This is a genomic window from Bacillus sp. AFS098217, from assembly GCF_002551815.1.
Taxonomy (GTDB): domain Bacteria; phylum Bacillota; class Bacilli; order Bacillales; family Bacillaceae_G; genus Bacillus_A.
In genome coordinates, this window is record NZ_NVPR01000002.1 from 29,666 (window position 1) to 48,031 (window position 18,366).

At 36.0% G+C, this 18,366-nt stretch carries 12 protein-coding genes and 2 pseudogenes; 13 read left to right on the forward strand and 1 reads right to left on the reverse strand.

Translation table 11 applies throughout. From position 1 onward, the window contains the following. Positions 1-116 precede the first annotated feature (116 nt). The 7 genes from COO03_RS00645 (at position 117) to COO03_RS00680 (ending at position 11,090) form a co-directional block, all read left to right on the forward strand. Complete coding sequence (locus COO03_RS00645; RefSeq protein WP_097894554.1) at positions 117-1,010, forward strand: ABC transporter ATP-binding protein; 894 nt, start codon at positions 117-119, stop codon at positions 1,008-1,010. Continuing rightward, entirely contained in the window at positions 1,003-1,809 is an 807-nt protein-coding gene (locus COO03_RS00650; protein ID WP_097894555.1) for an ABC transporter permease subunit, read from the forward strand. Before COO03_RS00645 ends, COO03_RS00650 begins: the two co-directional genes overlap by 8 nt. Positions 1,810-2,207: 398 nt before the next feature. Next, positions 2,208-3,470: a dicarboxylate/amino acid:cation symporter gene (locus COO03_RS00655; RefSeq protein WP_097894556.1), complete on the forward strand. Its 1,263-nt coding sequence runs from the start codon at positions 2,208-2,210 to the stop codon at positions 3,468-3,470. 354 nt (positions 3,471-3,824) lie between these two features. Then, positions 3,825-5,531 carry a peptide ABC transporter substrate-binding protein gene (locus COO03_RS00660; protein ID WP_097894557.1) on the forward strand — a complete coding sequence of 569 codons (1,707 nt, stop codon included), beginning with the start codon at positions 3,825-3,827 and terminating at the stop codon, positions 5,529-5,531. Positions 5,532-6,097: 566 nt separating this feature from the next. Continuing rightward, complete coding sequence (locus COO03_RS00670; protein ID WP_097894559.1) at positions 6,098-7,801, forward strand: peptide ABC transporter substrate-binding protein; 1,704 nt, start codon at positions 6,098-6,100, stop codon at positions 7,799-7,801. Positions 7,802-8,410: 609 nt separating this feature from the next. Then, complete coding sequence (locus COO03_RS00675) at positions 8,411-10,105, forward strand: peptide ABC transporter substrate-binding protein (RefSeq protein WP_097894560.1); 1,695 nt, start codon at positions 8,411-8,413, stop codon at positions 10,103-10,105. Positions 10,106-10,370: 265 nt separating this feature from the next. After that, the gene (locus COO03_RS00680; protein WP_097894561.1) at positions 10,371-11,090 is read left to right on the forward strand and encodes a class I SAM-dependent methyltransferase; all 720 of its coding nucleotides are present in this window, start codon (positions 10,371-10,373) and stop codon (positions 11,088-11,090) included. Positions 11,091-11,178: 88 nt separating this feature from the next. Here COO03_RS00680 and COO03_RS00685 read toward each other — a convergent pair whose 3' ends face one another. Further along, positions 11,179-11,508: a hypothetical protein gene (locus tag COO03_RS00685; RefSeq protein WP_097894562.1), complete on the reverse strand. Its 330-nt coding sequence runs from the start codon at positions 11,506-11,508 to the stop codon at positions 11,179-11,181. Between the two features lie 137 nt (positions 11,509-11,645). Here COO03_RS00685 and COO03_RS00690 point away from each other — a divergent pair, with 137 nt between their 5' ends. The 6 genes and pseudogenes from COO03_RS00690 to COO03_RS00715 all read left to right on the forward strand — a co-directional run bounded on the left by COO03_RS00690 (position 11,646) and on the right by COO03_RS00715 (position 17,667). Continuing rightward, positions 11,646-11,981: a hypothetical protein gene (locus COO03_RS00690; protein ID WP_097894563.1), complete on the forward strand. Its 336-nt coding sequence runs from the start codon at positions 11,646-11,648 to the stop codon at positions 11,979-11,981. Between the two features lie 386 nt (positions 11,982-12,367). Further along, entirely contained in the window at positions 12,368-14,086 is a 1,719-nt protein-coding gene (locus tag COO03_RS00695; protein ID WP_097894564.1) for an alpha-keto acid decarboxylase family protein, read from the forward strand. 346 nt (positions 14,087-14,432) lie between these two features. Continuing rightward, a complete protein-coding gene (locus tag COO03_RS00700) occupies positions 14,433-15,863 on the forward strand; it encodes a PQQ-dependent sugar dehydrogenase (protein WP_097894565.1) in 1,431 nt (476 codons plus the stop codon). A 237-nt stretch (positions 15,864-16,100) separates the two neighbouring features. Next, a complete protein-coding gene (locus tag COO03_RS27360) occupies positions 16,101-16,673 on the forward strand; it encodes a hypothetical protein (RefSeq protein ID WP_097894567.1) in 573 nt (190 codons plus the stop codon). 259 nt (positions 16,674-16,932) lie between these two features. Beyond that, positions 16,933-17,046, forward strand: a pseudogene (locus tag COO03_RS27305) (iron chaperone); the annotation flags it as partial. A gap of 162 nt (positions 17,047-17,208) precedes the next feature. After that, positions 17,209-17,667 (forward strand): annotated as a pseudogene (locus COO03_RS00715) (DinB family protein). Positions 17,668-18,366 lie beyond the last annotated feature (699 nt).

Genomic DNA, 18,366 nt, shown 5'->3' on the forward strand with positions numbered 1-18,366 from the left:
AATTTTGAAATATAGACTTATAAAAATTTCAAAAAATTGTTGCTAATATAATTGGAGAGGAGTACAATGATTTTGAAATATACAACATAAAATATTTCAAAAAATGAGGTGGAATAATGATTTCAGTCCAAAATATCACAAAACAATTTTCAAATGGGAAAGGCTTATTTGATATTACCTTTCAAGTAAAAGAAGGTGAAGTTTTCGGCTATCTAGGGCCTAATGGTGCAGGGAAATCAACAACGATTCGTAATTTAATGGGATTTATAAAGCCAACAGCTGGCCATGCAGAAATTTTCGGATTAGACTGCTGGAATGACGCTGCGAAAATCCAAAGGGAAGTTGGTTACTTGCCAGGGGAAATTTCTTTTATAGAAGGAATGAATGGATTAGAATTTTTAAAACTAATGCAAGGTATGCGAGGATTGAAAGAAACAAAACGGCGTGATGAGCTTATTGAAAGATTGCAATTTGATGTGAAAACACCGATTCGAAAAATGTCTAAAGGGATGAAGCAAAAGGTGGGCATTGTTGCTGCATTTATGCATAATCCAGAAGTGTTAATTTTAGATGAACCAACATCAGGATTAGACCCACTTATGCAGCAAACTTTTATTGATTTAATACTAGAAGAAAAACAAAAAGGAAAGACAATCCTTATGTCGTCACATATTTTTACAGAAATCGAGCGGACATGTGACCGAGTAGCAATTATTAAAGACGGGCGTCTTGTAACAGTTGAAAATATTCATGATTTACAGGGTATGAGAAGACAGGTAATGGATGTAACAGTGTCCTCTCAAGAGGAAATGCGGTCTTTACAAAAGACAAATTTACAATTTGAAACGGTGAAGGGGAATACAGCATCCGTTATTGTGCAGGGGAATTATCAGGAAGTATTACAAATACTCGCGCAATACAATGTAAAAGCACTTCAAACGAGAGCGATGGATTTGGAACATTTATTTATGCATTATTATGATGCGAAAGAGGGTGCAAAACATGAATAAACAGCTGTTTTTAGCTAGCTTTAAAGAAAATTCAAAAAGTATATGGAGTTATGCGATTGGTGCGGCTCTTTATTTATGGTTGTTAATTTGGATATTTCCATCGCTCGTATCCGCAAAAGGGTTAAATGAACTAATAGGTGCTATGCCAGAGAGTGTGAAAAAAATAGTTGGTATGGAAACTTCGATTCAAAATGTAAGTCAGTTTTTAGCGGGTGAATACTATGGCATGTTGTTTATTATCATTTTGACGATTTTTAGTGTAACAGTTGCGACGCACTTAATGGCTCGTTATGTAGATAAAGGAGCGATGGCATATTTACTTGCAACACCTGTATCTAGAGTGAAGATTGCAATAACACAAGCGGTAGTTCTTATTCTTGGGTTACTGATTATTACACTTGCTACGTACGGAGCTGGTGTATTAGGAGCAGAATGGTTCTTAAAAGACAATAATCTAAATCAAGAATTATTTTTCAAGATGAATTTAGTAGGAGGACTTGTATTTTTAGTAGTCAGTGCCTATTCATTTCTATTTTCTTGTCTATGTAATGATGAAAGAAAAGCTCTTAGCTATTCAGCAAGTCTAACCATTTTATTTTATGTATTAAATATGGTGGGGAAATTAAGTGATAAGCTAGAATGGATGAGAAATATATCATTATTCTCACTGTTCCGTCCAGAAGAAATTGTGGCAGGAACGTATAACATATGGCCGGTGAGTATTGGGTTAACTTGCGGTGCAATTGTTATTTTTATAGTAGCGATTGTGTCCTTTAAGAAGAGAGATTTGCCATTATAAATCGCGGTAACAAGATAAAAAGTCCACTAACCAAGTGGGCTTTTTATCTTGTTGTCTTAGAAAAAAGGGGATTTCAAAAAATTGTGATGACTGTTATTAAAATATTAGCTGTCTTTTTTGTGATTGGTATATATTTAATGTTTGCTCTTGTTTAAGAGGGAGGGTCTAAGTAGGCAGCTATTAAGCTGGCTACTTTTTTAGATGTGATCTAGAATTTATAAAATAATTAAGTATGTCATTATTTTATAATTAATATATACTATTTTCAAAAACGTCATAATAGTGTAACATAATATTGTGGTTTGAACTGAGTAACAAGGGGGCCTATAAAAAGTTATATTCTATAATCGGTTTATGTAATTAAAGGGGAAATGAACAAAACAGGGGAGTCTAGACAGATGAGAATTGTAAAGAATTTAACATTCCAAGTTATTGTGGCAATTATTTGCGGTATTGCAGTAGGAGCAATTTGGCCTAGTGTGGGGCAACAAATGAAGCCGATTGGTGACACGTTTATTAATATGATTAAGATGATCATTGCACCAATTATATTTTTAACGATTGTACTTGGCATTGCGAGTATGGGAAGTATGAAAAAAGTAGGGCGTGTTGGTGGAAAAGCGTTATTATATTTTGAAATTGTTACAACTTTTGCTCTTTTAATTGGTATTATAGTAGCGAATGTAGTACGTCCTGGTGATGGTTTAGACCCTTCTAAACTAAAGGGCGGTGATGTGTCACAATATGTGCAAAGTGGTCAGGAAATGAAATGGGTTGATTTCTTTTTACATATTGTACCGTCTAACATGTTTGAAGCATTTGCAAAAGGGGATATTTTACAAGTATTGTTCTTTTCTATTTTGTTTGGAGCAGGATTAACAATGCTTGGGAAAAATGGACAACCGGTTATTGATTTCTTTGATCGGTTATCTAAAGTCTTTTTTAATATTTTATCAATTGTTATGAAGTTAGCGCCACTTGGAGCGTTTGGTGGAATGGCATTTACAATTGGGAAATATGGTTTAAGTACATTAATTCCACTTGGAAAATTAATGATTTGTGTGTATGCAACAATGGCATTATTTGTACTAATCGTATTAAATATAATTTGTAAGTTATATAAATTTAGCTTATGGAAATATTTATCCCATATAAAAGAAGAGCTACTTATCGTACTTGGTACGTCATCGTCAGAATCAGTATTACCACGTATCATGACAAAAATGGAGCAGTTCGGGTGTTCAAAACCAGTAGTAGGTTTAGTCATTCCAACAGGGTATTCGTTTAACTTAGATGGAACAACAATCTATTTGTCAATGGCTACTATATTTTTAGCGCAAGTCTTTCACATTGACCTTTCATTAGGTCAACAATTAACGATAATAGCTATTTTGTTAGTTACATCAAAAGGAGCGGCAGCGGTAACAGGTGGCGGCTTTATTGTATTAGCTTCTACTTTATCTGCTATGAACGTAATTCCGTTAGAAGGATTAGCACTTTTATTAGGGGTAGATCGATTTATGTCAGAAGCACGTGCCATCGTAAATTTAATTGGGAATGGTATCGCAACTGTAGTTGTTGCAAAAAGTGAAAATGAATTTAATGAAGAGCAATATGAACAGGTCTTAAAAGGGATGCAAAAAGAAAAAATAGCAGGATAAAAAAGTCAGCAATGCTGACTTTTTTTGTTTTTGTAAGAAAGGAATTTTAAAATTTATACATTTTTTATTAGTAATAATTTACAAGAGATTTATTTCGAAATGGAAAAAATAGTATAGAACCAACGTATATATAATACTGATGGAGAGTGTTATGTTATCTAGATGGGATTTTTATGAATATTACTGTAAAAAAATAATTTTTTTAAAATTTTCAATAATAATACTTTACAAAATACAAAAAATTAGTAGAATAATAGTTAATAGAAATTTTCTGATTAAACATATAAATATAAATAAAATTATCAGAAATTTCTCAATCTAGAAACGTACACGTAATTAGGGAGGGTACAGAAAGTGAAAAAGAAAAAGATGAAAAAACTAACAGCAGTCGTAGCACCAGTATTAGCAATGAGTGTGGCATTATCAGCATGTTCTACAGGTGGGGACAAAAAAACAAGTACAGATTCAAGTAAGAACGACAATAAATCAGATGGTAAATTAGCAACGAAGCAAGTATTGAATCGTACAGAAAAACAAGAAATCCCAACAATGGATTCTTCCAAATCAACAGATACGGTATCATCACAAATGCTTGGAAATACAATGGAAGGATTATATCGTCTTGATCAAAATAATAAGCCAATCCCAGCGGCGGCAGAGTCTAGCACGAAAAGCGAGGATGGCAAAAAATATACATTTAAGCTTCGAAAAGATGCAAAATGGTCAAATGGTGATCCAGTAACAGCAAAAGACTTCGTGTTTGCATGGCAACGTTTATTAGATCCAAAGACAGCAGCAGAGTATGCATTTATTGCGTATCCATTAAAAAATGCAGAAGCAATTAATAAAGGACAAGCAGATGTATCTACATTAGGTGCAAAAGCTGTGGATGATTATACGCTGGAAGTAGAATTAGAACAACCAGTGCCGTATTTCTTGAACTTAGTAGCATTTCCATCGTATTACCCGTTAAATGAAAAAACGGTAAAAGAAAAAGGTGAGAAATACGGTTTAGAAGCAGATACAGTCGCTTACAACGGACCATTTACAATGGTTGAGTGGAAGCATGAACAAGGCTGGAAACTGAAGAAAAATGATAACTACTGGGATAAAAAGAATGTTAAGTTAGATGAAATTAACTTCAGCGTTGTAAAAGAGCCAGCGACACTTGTAAACTTATATGATAGTGGTCAAGTTGACTTTGCATTATTAAAAGGGGAATTTGTTGATAAATATAGAGACAAAAAAGATGAGTTTGGTTCATATGAGCAAACAAGTACGTATTTCTTAAGAATGAATGAAAACCGTAATGGACAAGATACACCATTAAAAAATAAAGATTTACGTGAAGCAATCGCGCTTTCTATTGATAAAAAAGGTTTGGCTAATGTTATTTTAAATGATGGTTCAAAACCTGTAGATCAGCTTGTACCAAAAGGCTTGGCGGCAGGTCCTGATGGTAAAGATTTCACAGAATCATTTAAAAATGGCTTGAAACACGATACGAAAAAAGCGGCAGCTGCTTGGGAAAAAGCGAAGAAAGAGCTTGGGAAAGACCAGATTACAATTGAATTATTAAGCTATGATGATGGAACTGCAAAAAAAGTTGCTGACTATGCAAAAGATCAAATTGAGAAAAGTTTGAAAGGTGTAACAGTTAATATTAAAATTCAACCGTTTAAACAAAAGTTAAAACTAGAATCAGCAAAAGATTATGAACTCTCGTTTGCAGGTTGGAACCCAGATTATGCAGATCCAATGACATTCTTAGACATGTTTGAAACAACAAGTAGTTACAACCAAATGGGTTATTCAAATCCAAAATATGATGATATCATTAAAAAAGGAAAAACTGAGTTGATGTCCGATGCGAAAAAACGTTGGGAAGAGATGGGGAAAGCTGAGAAAATGTTACTTGAAGAAGATGCAGCGATTGTACCGTTATATCAACGTGGGGATTCCTATGTATTGCAACCAAATGTAAAAGGTGTTGTTCATCACAACATCAGCCCAGAATATAGCTTCAAATGGGCATATGTAACTGAAAAAGACGGAAAATAATATGAAATAAAAAAGCATTTTTAAAGGTAGTTTATCTACTTTTAGAGATGCTTTTTTTTTTGCTAACAATGATGTTATCTGAAGAAAGTGTGATATGACAGCTTGCATATGTATAGGAATCATGAATCTTTCAAATCTGAGAAATGAGAACAAAATAAGAAGTTTAATAGAACCATATAGTAAAATGGAAATTATATATATATCAATTAAAAAAACGACATAAGCCCCTCTTTTTAGGCGGGAGAGAGCATCTGACCATGCATAGAAGCGGTCAGGGCCCTTTTCTGCCACATACGAAGCAAAAACAGAACGAGCAAACGAGTGTAGGCTACTTTTTATTCTGCATAGCAGGGATTTAGATGTCGAAAATTAAAATGGATTTATATAGTACTAAGAAAAAGCCCAACTATTATATTGGAAAAAATATTCTGAATTTTTAAAAATAAACTTTACAAAATCAGAAAAAATAGTAGAATACTAATTAATAAGAATTTTCTGATAACTAAGTAGTTACGGAGAATCTCTCAAGATTAGCAACGTACATATAATTTGGGGAGGGTACATGAATGAAAAAGAAAAAATTAAAAAAGTTAACAGCGGTGGTAGCACCAGTATTAGCAATGAGTATGGCGTTATCAGCATGTTCGGGTTCAGGGGGAGACAAAAAGACAAGTACAACATCTAGTGGTGGAGAAGATAAGAAATCTGACATTAAATATGCAGCAAAACAAGTAATGAATCGTACAGAAAATCAGGAAATTCCGTCGATGGATACTTCGAAATCTACCGATACATTAGGGGGACAAATTTTAGGGAATACGATGGAAGGGTTATATCGTCTTGATAAAAATAATAAACCAATCCCAGCTGCAGCGGAATCTAGCACGAAAAGCGAGGATGGCAAAAAGTATACATTTAAACTTCGAAAAGATGCAAAATGGTCAAATGGTGATCCAGTGACAGCGAAAGACTTCGTGTTTGCATGGCAACGTTTGCTAGATCCAAAGACAGCAGCGGAGTATGCGTTTATTGCTTACTATATTAAAAATGCAGAGGCAATTAATAAGGGACAAGCAGATGCATCTACATTAGGTGCAAAAGCTGTGGATGATTATACACTGGAAGTAGAATTAGAACAACCAGTGCCGTATTTCTTAAACTTAGTAGCATTTCCATCGTATTACCCGTTAAATGAAAAATTCGTAAAAGAAAAAGGTGAAAAATACGGTTTAGAGGCAGACACAGTAGTATATAATGGACCGTTTGTCATGTCATCATGGAAACATGAGCAGGGCTGGCAATTAAAGAAAAATGAAAATTATTGGGATAAAAAGAATGTGAAACTCGATGAAATTAACTACAGCGTTGTAAAAGAACCAGCTACAAAAGTAAATCTATATGATACGAATCAAATTGATTTTACATTGCTAAATGGAGAATTTGTTGATAAATATAAAGCAAATAAAGATGAGTATGGTGAGTATTCAGAGGCAAGTACGTTCTTCTTACGTTTGAATGAAAAGCGTAATGGACAGGATACACCATTGAAAAATAAAAAATTACGTGAAGCGATTGCATTATCAATCGATAAAAAAGGGCTAGCAAATGTTATCTTAAACAATGGATCTAAACCGACAGATCAATTAGTACCAAAGGGACTCGCAACGGGTCCAGACGGTAAAGATTTCACAGAATCATTTAAAAATGGTGTTAAGCAAGATACGAAAAAAGCAGCAGCTGCATGGGAAGAAGCGAAAAAAGAACTTGGTAAAGATCAAGTGACAATTGAATTGTTAAGTTATGATGATGGAACTGCGAAAAAAGTTGCGGATTATGTAAAAGATCAAATCGAGAAAAATTTAAAAGGGGTAACGATTAATACGAAAATTCAGCCGTTCAAACAAAAATTAAAACTAGAATCAGCACAAGACTACGAAATTTCTTATGCAGGTTGGAGCCCAGATTATGCAGATCCGATGACATTTATTGATATGTTTGAAACGAAGAGTCCGTACAACCAAATGAGTTATTCCAATCCAAAATATGACGAAATGGTTAAAAAAGCAGGAAATGAACTCATGTCCGATGCGAAAAAACGTTGGGAAGAGTTTGGAAAAGCAGAAAAGCTATTGCTTGAAGAAGATGTAGCAATGGTTCCTTTATATCAAACAGGTAGAGCGTATGCAATGAAACCGACTGTAAAAGGAGTTGTAAAACATAACATCAGCCCAGAATATAGCTTTAAGTGGGCGTATGTAACAGAGAAGTAAATAATGAAGCGAAAAGCATTTCTAGAAGTAGTTGATCTATTTTTAGAGATGCTTTTTGTTTAGGAGATAAGCTTGTTTCTAAGGCATTTCATTATAGGGAAAGGAAGATTTAAAAATACTGTATATACATTAATTAAAAAACTGATATAAAACCCCCTCTTTTTAGGTGGGAGAGAGCATCTGGCCATGACTGCGGTCAAGGCCTTTTTCTGCCACATGCGAAGTAAAAACAGAAAGAGCAAACGGGTGTAGGTTACTTTTTATTCTGCATAGCAGGGAATTTAGGTGTCGAAAAATGAAAATGGATTTATATGTATGATATGAGAATCATATAATCTTAACTTGTTACATGATAGAAATAGAGAGTGTAAGACAAAGGGGTTTTATTATAGTTACAGTATTAATAGAGGTGAAAAAATCCATATATAGATTTCGGAAAATAGGGAAGAATAAGAAGGGTACAACGTTCATATAGTAGATGGGGGGAATCTTGTAATAGTGCTACAAAAAAACGAATTATCATGATAAAAGTTATTTTCTGTGAATAATAAATTGGCAGGAAATCTCTCAAAATGATCGGCTTACATATAGTTTAGGGAGGGTACAGAGATGAAAAAGATAAAGAAATTAACAGCTGTTGTAGCGCCAGTATTGGCAATGAGCATGGCTTTATCAGCATGTTCAGGTGGGGGAGACAAAAAGCCAGATACATCATCTCATAGTAATGGGGACAGTAAATCTGATATTAAATATGCAGCAAAACAAGTATTGAATCGTACAGAAAATCAGGAAATTCCAACAATGGATACATCTAAGGCAACAGATGTACTTGGTGCGCAAATTTTAGGGAATACAATGGAAGGGTTATATCGTCTTGATAAAGATAATAAGCCGATTCCAGCTGCGGCAGAATCTAGCACAAAAAGCGAGGATGGCAAAAAGTATACATTTAAACTTCGTAAAGATGCAAAATGGTCAAACGGTGATCCTGTAACGGCGAAAGATTTCGTGTTTGCATGGCACCGTTTGCTAGATCCAAAGACAGCAGCGGAGTATGCATTTATTGCTTACTATATTAAAAATGCAGAAGCAATTAATAAAGGAGAGGCAGACGTATCTACATTAGGTGCAAAAGCAGTAGACGATTATACACTTGAAGTTGAACTAGAAAGACCAGTTCCGTATTTCTTGAATTTAATGGCATTTCCAGCGTATTATCCACTAAATGAAAAGTTTGTAAAAGAAAAAGGTGAGAAATACGGTTTAGAGGCAGATACGGTAGTATATAATGGTCCATTTGTTATGTCTGAATGGAAGCATGAACAAGGTTGGAAGTTGAAAAAGAATGATAAGTATTGGGATAAGAACAGTGTAAAGCTTGAAGAAATTAACTACAGTGTAGTAAAAGAAGAAGCGACAAGAGTAAATTTATATGATAGTGATCAAATCGACTTTTCATTACTAACAGGAGAATTTACTGATAAATATAGATCAAAGAAAGATGAATTTGGGACATATTTAGAAACAGGCACGTTCTATTTACGCTTAAATCAAAAACGCAGTGGTCAAGATACACCGCTGAAGAATAAAAAGTTACGTGAAGCAATCGCATTATCAATTGATAAGAAGAATTTAGCAAATGTAATCTTAAACGATGGTTCAAAACCAGCAGATTTCCTTGTTCCAAAAGGATTAGCAACTGGTCCTGATGGGAAAGACTTCACAGAAACATTCAAAAATGGTTTGAAACAAGATACAAAGAAGGCAGCAACAGCTTGGGAAGAAGCAAAAAAAGAACTGGGTAAAGATCAAGTGACACTTGAGTTTTTAAACTATGATAGTAGTAATGCTAAAAAGGTTGGTGAGTATGTAAAAGATCAAATTGAGAAAAATTTAAAAGGTGTAACAGTGAATATTAAAATGCAGCCATTTAAACAAAAATTGAAATTGGAGTCCGAGCAAGACTATGAACTCTCTTTTGGAGGCTGGAATCCAGACTATGCAGATCCGATGACATTTTTAGACATGTTCGAATCAAAAAACTCTCAAAATCAGATGAGTTATTCCAATCCCAAATATGACGAAATTATTAATAAAGGTAAGACAGAATTAATGTCAGATGCGAAGAAGCGTTGGGAAGAGTTAGGAAAGGCAGAAAAAATGTTACTTGAAGAAGATGTAGCACTTGTGCCTCTATTCCAATCGGGTAGATCTTATGTATTGAAATCAAATGTCAAAGGAATTGTAAAACATAACATCAGCCCAGAATACAGCTTTAAGTGGGCGTATGTAACAGAAAAGTAAATAGTGTAGAGAAAAGCATTTCTAAGAGAAGCGTTATCGCTTTTTAGAGGTGCTTTTTTATTTAAGCTTAAATATAAGAGTTTTTTCGAAACCACTTCTGTATTGCTATCTTAAAATTTAGCGGCAGCAAGTGTTTAGTTAGACGGTAGATAAACTACCCGTAAAAATTCGATTGGTGAGGATTAAAGTTTCTCTATATGTTGCACCGTTTTTTATGTGTATGAATATAGGTAATGGTAGTATAGAAAAAATGAAGGAGAATCCCATGAAACGAAATGTATATATTGATTTTTTAGCTTATTACGGAATTGGGAGTGCTCATCCTGGTGGTTTTACGTTAACGAAGCAGTTATTAGCGAAGTTGCCATTACAACATGATGCGAGTGTACTTGAGATAGGGTGCGGAACAGGGCGGACAGCAGCTTACATGCATAAGGAATTCGGCTATAAAGTAACGGCAGTTGAAAATAATGAGATTATGATTCAAAAGGCAAAAGATAGGTGGTTACAAGAGCAATTACCAATTGAACTGATTCAAGGAAGTGCCGAACAATTGCCGTTTTCGGATGAGAAATTTCATCTGGTTCTTGGAGAATCTGTACTTGCTTTTACAAATAAAGAACAGTCTATTCCAGAATGTTATCGCGTACTACAAAAGAATGGAAAGCTTGTTGTTATTGAAATGATAATCGAAAATCATATATCGCGTGAAGAAGAAGAGAACATACTAAAACTATATGGAATGAAACAGTTACTAACGGAGAATGAGTGGGTTCATTTATTTCAGAAAGCGAATTTTAAGCGAATAAAAATTGGTGGTGGCGGCACAGTTGCCGAGACAATTGCTGGGCAAAATGAACAGCCAGAGTGGAATTTGTCACAGTTTATTCCAGCTGAATTATATGATGCATGGGTACAACATGAACAAGTATTGCATATGTACCAACATGTGCTAGGACATCGTGTGTTTATTTGCGAAAAGTGAATTTGTAGAAAGAGTGGTCTATCTGAATGTTTTATAATGATATGTAAGAAAAGGAGCTGACGAAAAAAATAGCCGACTCCTTCTTATATTAGATGAAAAATAATGCTGCTAAAGCGATTCCGAAAATAAAACCAAAAGCGAGTTCATAGCCGCCGTAACCATATCCGTATCCTCCGCCATAGCCAGATCTACAGTTATCACATCTGCGGCCACGGCAAGAATCACAGCGATCATTTGAATTTGTATCATAGTATCCAAATCCTGTATCAAAAGATGGACGCCGAATTGGCTTGATCCAAACAGAATCTTCTGTTATATCAATTATTTTTCCTACATGAATGTTACCATCATAATCTTCAATTCGTACCACTTTTCCAAAAAAACGTCGACATGTATCATGGCATTTCCGGTGATGCATGTTTTTTCCTCCTTCCGCATTACAGTAATACGATATGTGAGCAGGACAAGTGCGGCTTGTACGAATGACCTATGTTTCATAATTGTTAGAGAAAAGGGGAAATATATATAGAAGATTAGTACCAAGGAGTGAATAAGATGGAATCTACAGATCAATTTCAAACGTATGAAGTTTCTTGGGAGAAATTTATAGCAGCACTTCGGGATGAAATGAAAAGGCAAGTAGGGGCAGATATTATTGATCAAGTTGTTTGTAACTTAAAGGATGGATTTGAAGTGTATACATATATACAAGGAGATTTGGAGTTTGAATATAAAGAAGCATTTGAACGGAAATTTGGAAGTGATGGAAAAACTCCTAATTTGTTAACTGTTATGTTATTAGCAAATATTTATCAGACGGGCGAAGAAAATATTCGTTTACATGCGGATCAGAAAGATAATCCGATTGTTGAAGTATATGTGAAACGATGAAAGGCACGCTATAAGCGTGTTTTTTTATGATAAAATGTTTAGAAATTGAGAAGAAAGGGGATTAGGGGATGAGAGGAATCTGTTTGCGAGAACTAGGGATTACAATAGGGAAATATGGAATCGATAACAGATGTATCAGGTGCAATACTCAAAAAAATACATCCCTAATTTCAACATTTTTTTGCATCGGTTATTCTTTCATAACACATTTGTGCTAGTGTTAAATACGTCCCTAAAACGACGTTTAATGCCTTATTATAGTATCATTTCGTCAACGTCTTACTTTAGCTCGGCACGACGGATAACCTGTTTAATGAAAGGGAATTATCAAAAAGAGTACTATAAAGCAGAACAAGCCCAAGACATGGATAAGGAGTGAACGAGCAATGGATAACATGATGACTGCGGGCAGCTTTGGTTCGCAAAACGGGGCGGCTCAAAAAACGGTTGGCCAGTACTTGTTCGATTGCCTAAAGCTGGAGGGCATTACTGAAATTTTTGGCGTCGCAGGGGACTATAATTTTACACTTCTTGATACTTTAGAGCGGTATAACGGCATTCGGTTTATAAAAGGACGGAACGAATTAAATTCGGGTTATGCAGCGGATGGCTACGCAAGAATCAAAGGAATATCCGCACTTATTACAACCTTCGGGGTCGGGGAGCTCAGTGCCTGCAATGCGATAGCGGGGGCCAACAGCGAGAATGTGCCAATCATTCATATTGTGGGTGCGCCTCCTGAGAAGGATCAAAAAGAACACAAGCTGATGCACCACACTCTAATGGATGGGAATTTTGATGTCTTCCCCAAGATGTATGAGCAGATTACGGCTTATACCGCGGTGCTTACGCCGGAAAACGCCAAGATTGAAATTTCGGCTGCGATTCGCATTGCTAAGGAAAAGAAAAAGCCTGTATACCTGGTTGTGGCCGATGATTTAGTGACCAAGCCGATCAAGGTCCGGGAAGAACCGGTACCGCCACGTCCAACGTCTGACCTGAAAACCCTTCAGGCTGCGGTGGATCATGTTCATCGGCTGCTGGAGCGTGCCCACCGACCGGTTATCCTGGTGGATGTGAAAACAATGCGTTTCGGCCTTCAGACAGCAGCTCGGCAGCTGGCCGAAGCTATGAACGTGTCTGTTGTAACGATGATGTACGGGAAGGGGGCATTCGACGAAACCCATCCAAATTATATCGGCGTGTACCTAGGCTCTTTCGGGGGTTCTGAAGTCCAAAGTACGGTGGAAAATGCAGATTGTATCATTGCGATCGGCATGGTATGGGCGGACACCAACACCGCGAATTTTACCGCAAAGCTGAATCCGCTGGTGACTGTCGATATTCAACCGGACATGGTCAAGATCGCTGAGGCGGAATATCCGAATGTTCTTGCAGCCGACATGCTGCTTGCCGTGCAGAAGGTGGGTTACATGGGCCAAGGTTTGGCGAAAAAATTGTCATTCCCTTACGATCAATTCACAACTAGTGCCGACGAGCCTTTAATGGCGGCCGGCTATTATCCACGTTTTCAGCGCATGCTGAAAGAGGGCGATATTGTGATCGCCGAGACTGGAACGTTCTATAATGGAATGGCGGAGGTGAGATTGCCGAGAAATGTAACATATATTGGGCAAGGAGGATGGCAGTCCATCGGTTACGCAACCCCCTCGGCGTTCGGTGCTATTATGGCCGCGCCGGAACGCCGAGTGTTGCTGTTTACAGGTGACGGCGCCTTGCAGCTAACAGCCCAAGAAATTAGTTCCATGCTCTATTACGGCTGCAAGCCCATAATCTTCGTCTTGAACAACGATGGTTATACGATCGAGAAATATTTGAATGTCAAAACAGAGGGTCAAAAGTACAACCAAATCCCTCGATGGTCTTACACCAGGCTGGCCGAAGCGTTTGGAGGCAACGCGTTTACCGTTACGGTCCGGACCTATGGAGAGCTTGATCAGGCTATAATCCAAGCTGAAAAGGAAAGTGCCGAAAGACTCTGTATCATTGAAATGATCGCCGGGAATCCGATGGACGCACCTAAATATATGCGACAGATGCGCAGTTATATGGAGAAGCAAGAAATGCAGCGCAGCCAGAAATAGTCCAAATAACAAGAATGTTCCTGAAAGATGAATCTAATCTTTAAAGGGTACCATTGATAAAAGAGCACATAGAAAAAGCGTGTTTTGAAAAAAATTGATCAAAACACGCTTTTTTATATTCAATTGAATCATCCTTTTATAAAAAAGGGAGTTTGATAACTTTTGTGATTATTGCTCAATTAAAGCACCCGATTATGGAAGATCTTATTGAAGATACGCCCTCGTTACTTTAAGTGATTCATTCACAATATTATTAAGTAAACTCCCTGGCCCTAATTTGATACTAATAGAACATTTCTAATCATATTCTTATAATAGAAAACAATAAAAAGGGGTGTAAAGTTAGTTGATAAAAGTTAAGGTTAGTTTACGGCCCATTGTAAGTAAGATAAATTTACCTACCGTTTTGAAAACAACTAGACTTCCGGGTGACTCAATTGAAAGATTATTTATTGCAACCCAGGTAGGAGAGATCTTTTACATAGCAAACGGAGTTATAAGGACTTTTTTAGATATTCGCTCGCGAATCATAAAATTAGGTAATTCTGAACTAGGTGTTTCTGGTAGTGGATATGATGAACGGGGATTGCTAGGGCTAGCGTTTCATCCAGAATTTTATCATAACGGTCTGTTTTATCTTCATTATTCAGTAGCTGGAACACAAGGTCCAGGCGCTCTTTCTGAACCTTTTAAGCCTAACCCATGTGATCCCAAAACTTTAAACTTAAGGTGGATAAATAGAGAAACGGGGTATGATCATATTGATACAGTTGAAGAATGGATTTTACAATCGAATGGTCAACCTCAAAAACGACGGACATTACTTAACATAAGAAGACCATTTTTTAATCATAATGGTGTCAATAGCTTAAATTTTTCACCTGAAACCAGAAAACTTGTTTTAACAACTGGAGATGGTGGATCAGGTTATGATCCATTTAATTTAAGTCAGGATGATATGGAGATAGCTGGTAAAATAATTGAAATTGATGTAGTTAAGAATACATTTATCTATAATCCCCCCGTAGTCACAAGTTTTAATGAACTTCCCGCACCTATTCAGGAAACGCTTACGGTAATTGCCAAAGGGGTTCGCAATATAACAGGCATTTCATTTCAAAGGTTTTATAATCAGTATATCAAATATGTGGGAAATGTTGGGCAGGATTTGGTAGAGTCGATTTTTTCATTCGTTCATTATAAACCAATACCGGTTACACAGCTAATTCAAGCTTCTTTAATGAGGTCTGAACCTGACCAAGAAGGATTTATTAACTTTGGTTGGCGAGGATGGGAAGGTGCTTTTCCTACTTCCTTTATAAGGGGCTGTTCTGAGAATCCGACTTTGAATGAGAAAACAATTGCTTATTACAATGAAGTTGTAAAAACTTCAGTGAGGCGTCTTCAGCCTTTAACTAGTTATTTTCATAAAGATCCCCGCCCCGATAAGTTTGGAGGAACTGCACTTACAGGAGTCCAGCCATATATGGGAAATGGAATCCCAAATTTAACGGGAAGCGTCGTGTTTACCGATCTTGCCCAGTATGAAGAATCTCGCCCTCCGGTTAAAGGGGCTTTAGCTTATACCAGGGTAAGTACAGATTGTAAACTAAATGATTTTAGTGTTATTGAAACCGATTATAATTTTGGCTCTCAATCAGCTTATTATGTTAATTTGGGAACGAATCTGGATCAAACCAGACTATATTTAGGGGTTTATGGCTCTATGAAAGTGACTGATTTTAACCAAGGTACTGTTTTTGAAATTGTTCCATGATTTATAACTATAAAATTCGACGGCTGGCGTATTTGTCATACATTTATGACGATAAAGACAAAGAAGGAGAAAATTTCAAAATAGAGCTAATTGTAGCTTTGAAATAAAGTTTGTTCAAAAATACTTCGCAAACCCCATTCTCATTCCAATTGATTACTAACAGGCAATACCGCATAAAGCGCAAGGGAATGAATAGTATAGAAAGTGACGAATTGGATATTTTTTGGGGGTGTTTTCATCAATTGGTTTGTTCGTTATTGGTATCAATCGATGATAGAGACAGGTGCAAACTATGTTCATGTAAGAAAGATGGCCCTTGCAACCAAGTTAGTTATTACAGCCTTATTGAGTACATTTGCCACTATGCTTCAATCAGCGGGGGGCTTTATGCCTGGTATAGGTTTTCTGATTAGTTTTCTAGCGACATTACCAATTTTTTTAGCTACTTGCTTTTCTATCCGCCAGGGAATCCTCTCTTATACCCTTACGATTTTCCTTTTATTTATTATTCAGCCGAGTGAACTAATTATCTTTCCCTTTACAACAGGTTTATTAGGTATAGCGATGGGTGTGGCCTTTTTACAATTGAAGAGGAGGATTGTGGTTGTTTCCTTTTCATCGATATGTCTATTTACGGGTATTATGATGATTCTGTATGTATTCCATTTTCCAGTGCTAGGCCCTACTGTTGATACAACTATGGATTCAAAGGTTATTGCAATAATATTTATATTGAGTTTTCTTTACTGCTGGATCTTCGCGGAGCTTTGTAGAATACTCATGAATAGATTGTGTCGGGTATTGTCTTAATAGTTGCATAAAATCTTTTTGAACGAATAAGCGTTGAATGCCACATATATTTGAAAAGAAGGAGGAGACAAGATGAATATGCCCTTGATCAGCAATACCAAACGTTATTGGAGCATGTGAAACATTTTGAATACAATGCTTAATCCCCTTGGTGGCCTTGGAGCTGAAAAAACTATGTTGGAAGTCAAAGCAAATGAGCTGTTTCAAAATGGAGCTTATTGTATGTGGGTAATTGGTCATTTGATATAATTATGTAATCAAGCAGTGGGTACGTATCCAGTGGGATAGTCCGGTTGATTTCTCATTACTTGAGAAAATGATCGAGTTTAATATTTTGGATAAGACAGACTGTTCAACTTTTTGGCGGAAATAAAAAAATCGGATTATTAAGGGTGAACCGAACTCTGAATAGCTCCACTTTTTTAGTGTCCACTATTTGGGGCTCGGTTCATTCATTAGTTAAGCTTTTTAGGTGTATTTCGTGACTGTTACTGATATATTAAAATAAAAAGTACATGAGAAAGAGAGCGATAGAATGAATAAAACGGTGGGTTTAAAGCAATTTGAATTAACGCGTGGAGCATTAGTTAAATTTATGCAAACGTTGGATATTAAAACTGCGGATAAGCAGCCGGATGGCTTCAACAACACAATTCGCTGGCATATCGGTCATGTGTTAACTGCAGCAGAGTCGTTCATGTTTGGCAAAGAGTTTAAGCATTTGCCAAGCGAGTATCCAGGCCTTTTCGGATTGGATACAAGGCCATCTGAATGGAAAACAGAAGGCCCTTCACTAGAGGTGCTAATGTCCCAATTACAAGAGCAAGCATAGCGCATTAAAGTAATTCCGACAGAATCATTTGAAAAGAAGCTTCCGGAGCCGTTCTTAGGATTGGAAACAGTAGGTGAGCTTTACGGTATGATGCTGTACCATGAAGCGGACCATATCGGTCAAATGAAGGCAATGAAACGTATTATAGAAGCAGAAAAGTAACGAATAACCAAATATGAATAAGTCTGTACAGCGTACAGGCTTATTCAATTATAACTCTAGAACAAAACAATTATTAACTGTAACTAAATCAATAAAAGAGGAATTAAAAATATTAATAAAGAAAATAAAAATTTTTCGTTTTTTCTTTAAAGGCGTTATCTTTTTTCAAATTTATTTGATTTAACATAAGCTTAAATGGGTATAATTCTGTAAATCTATAAAATTTTAGTTTAGACTTTCTTGTCCTTGCACAGTGGCTGTAGGATTAAAATAAAGTTTGAATAAAAAGTTACCTTCAATCCTTATTTAACAGCAACTACAAAAACTGCATTTTGAAAAAAGATTGATTAAAATGGAGTTACTCTTTTTTGCAAACCTACAGTGGTGTGGCAAGAGAAAATGGTTTTACTTTATTGCTATCATTTTGTTTACATAATGAAATTATGATGATCTATCATACCTTTCGAGAGGACTCCCACCTCTAAACATATGTGAAGGTGGTGAGATGAATCGAAAAAATATTTTATGTTCAAGTAAAAATATAGAAACATACGTTCTTGTTTTGGTATAATATTCTTAACAAGGAGGTGAAAAAATGACAACGGAAAATCAAATAAATTATAAAACTCTTCAGATTTGGATTAAAAAAGGACATCGTATGTATTCTTATTTTCAAGAATCTTGCCAAAACGCTAAAAA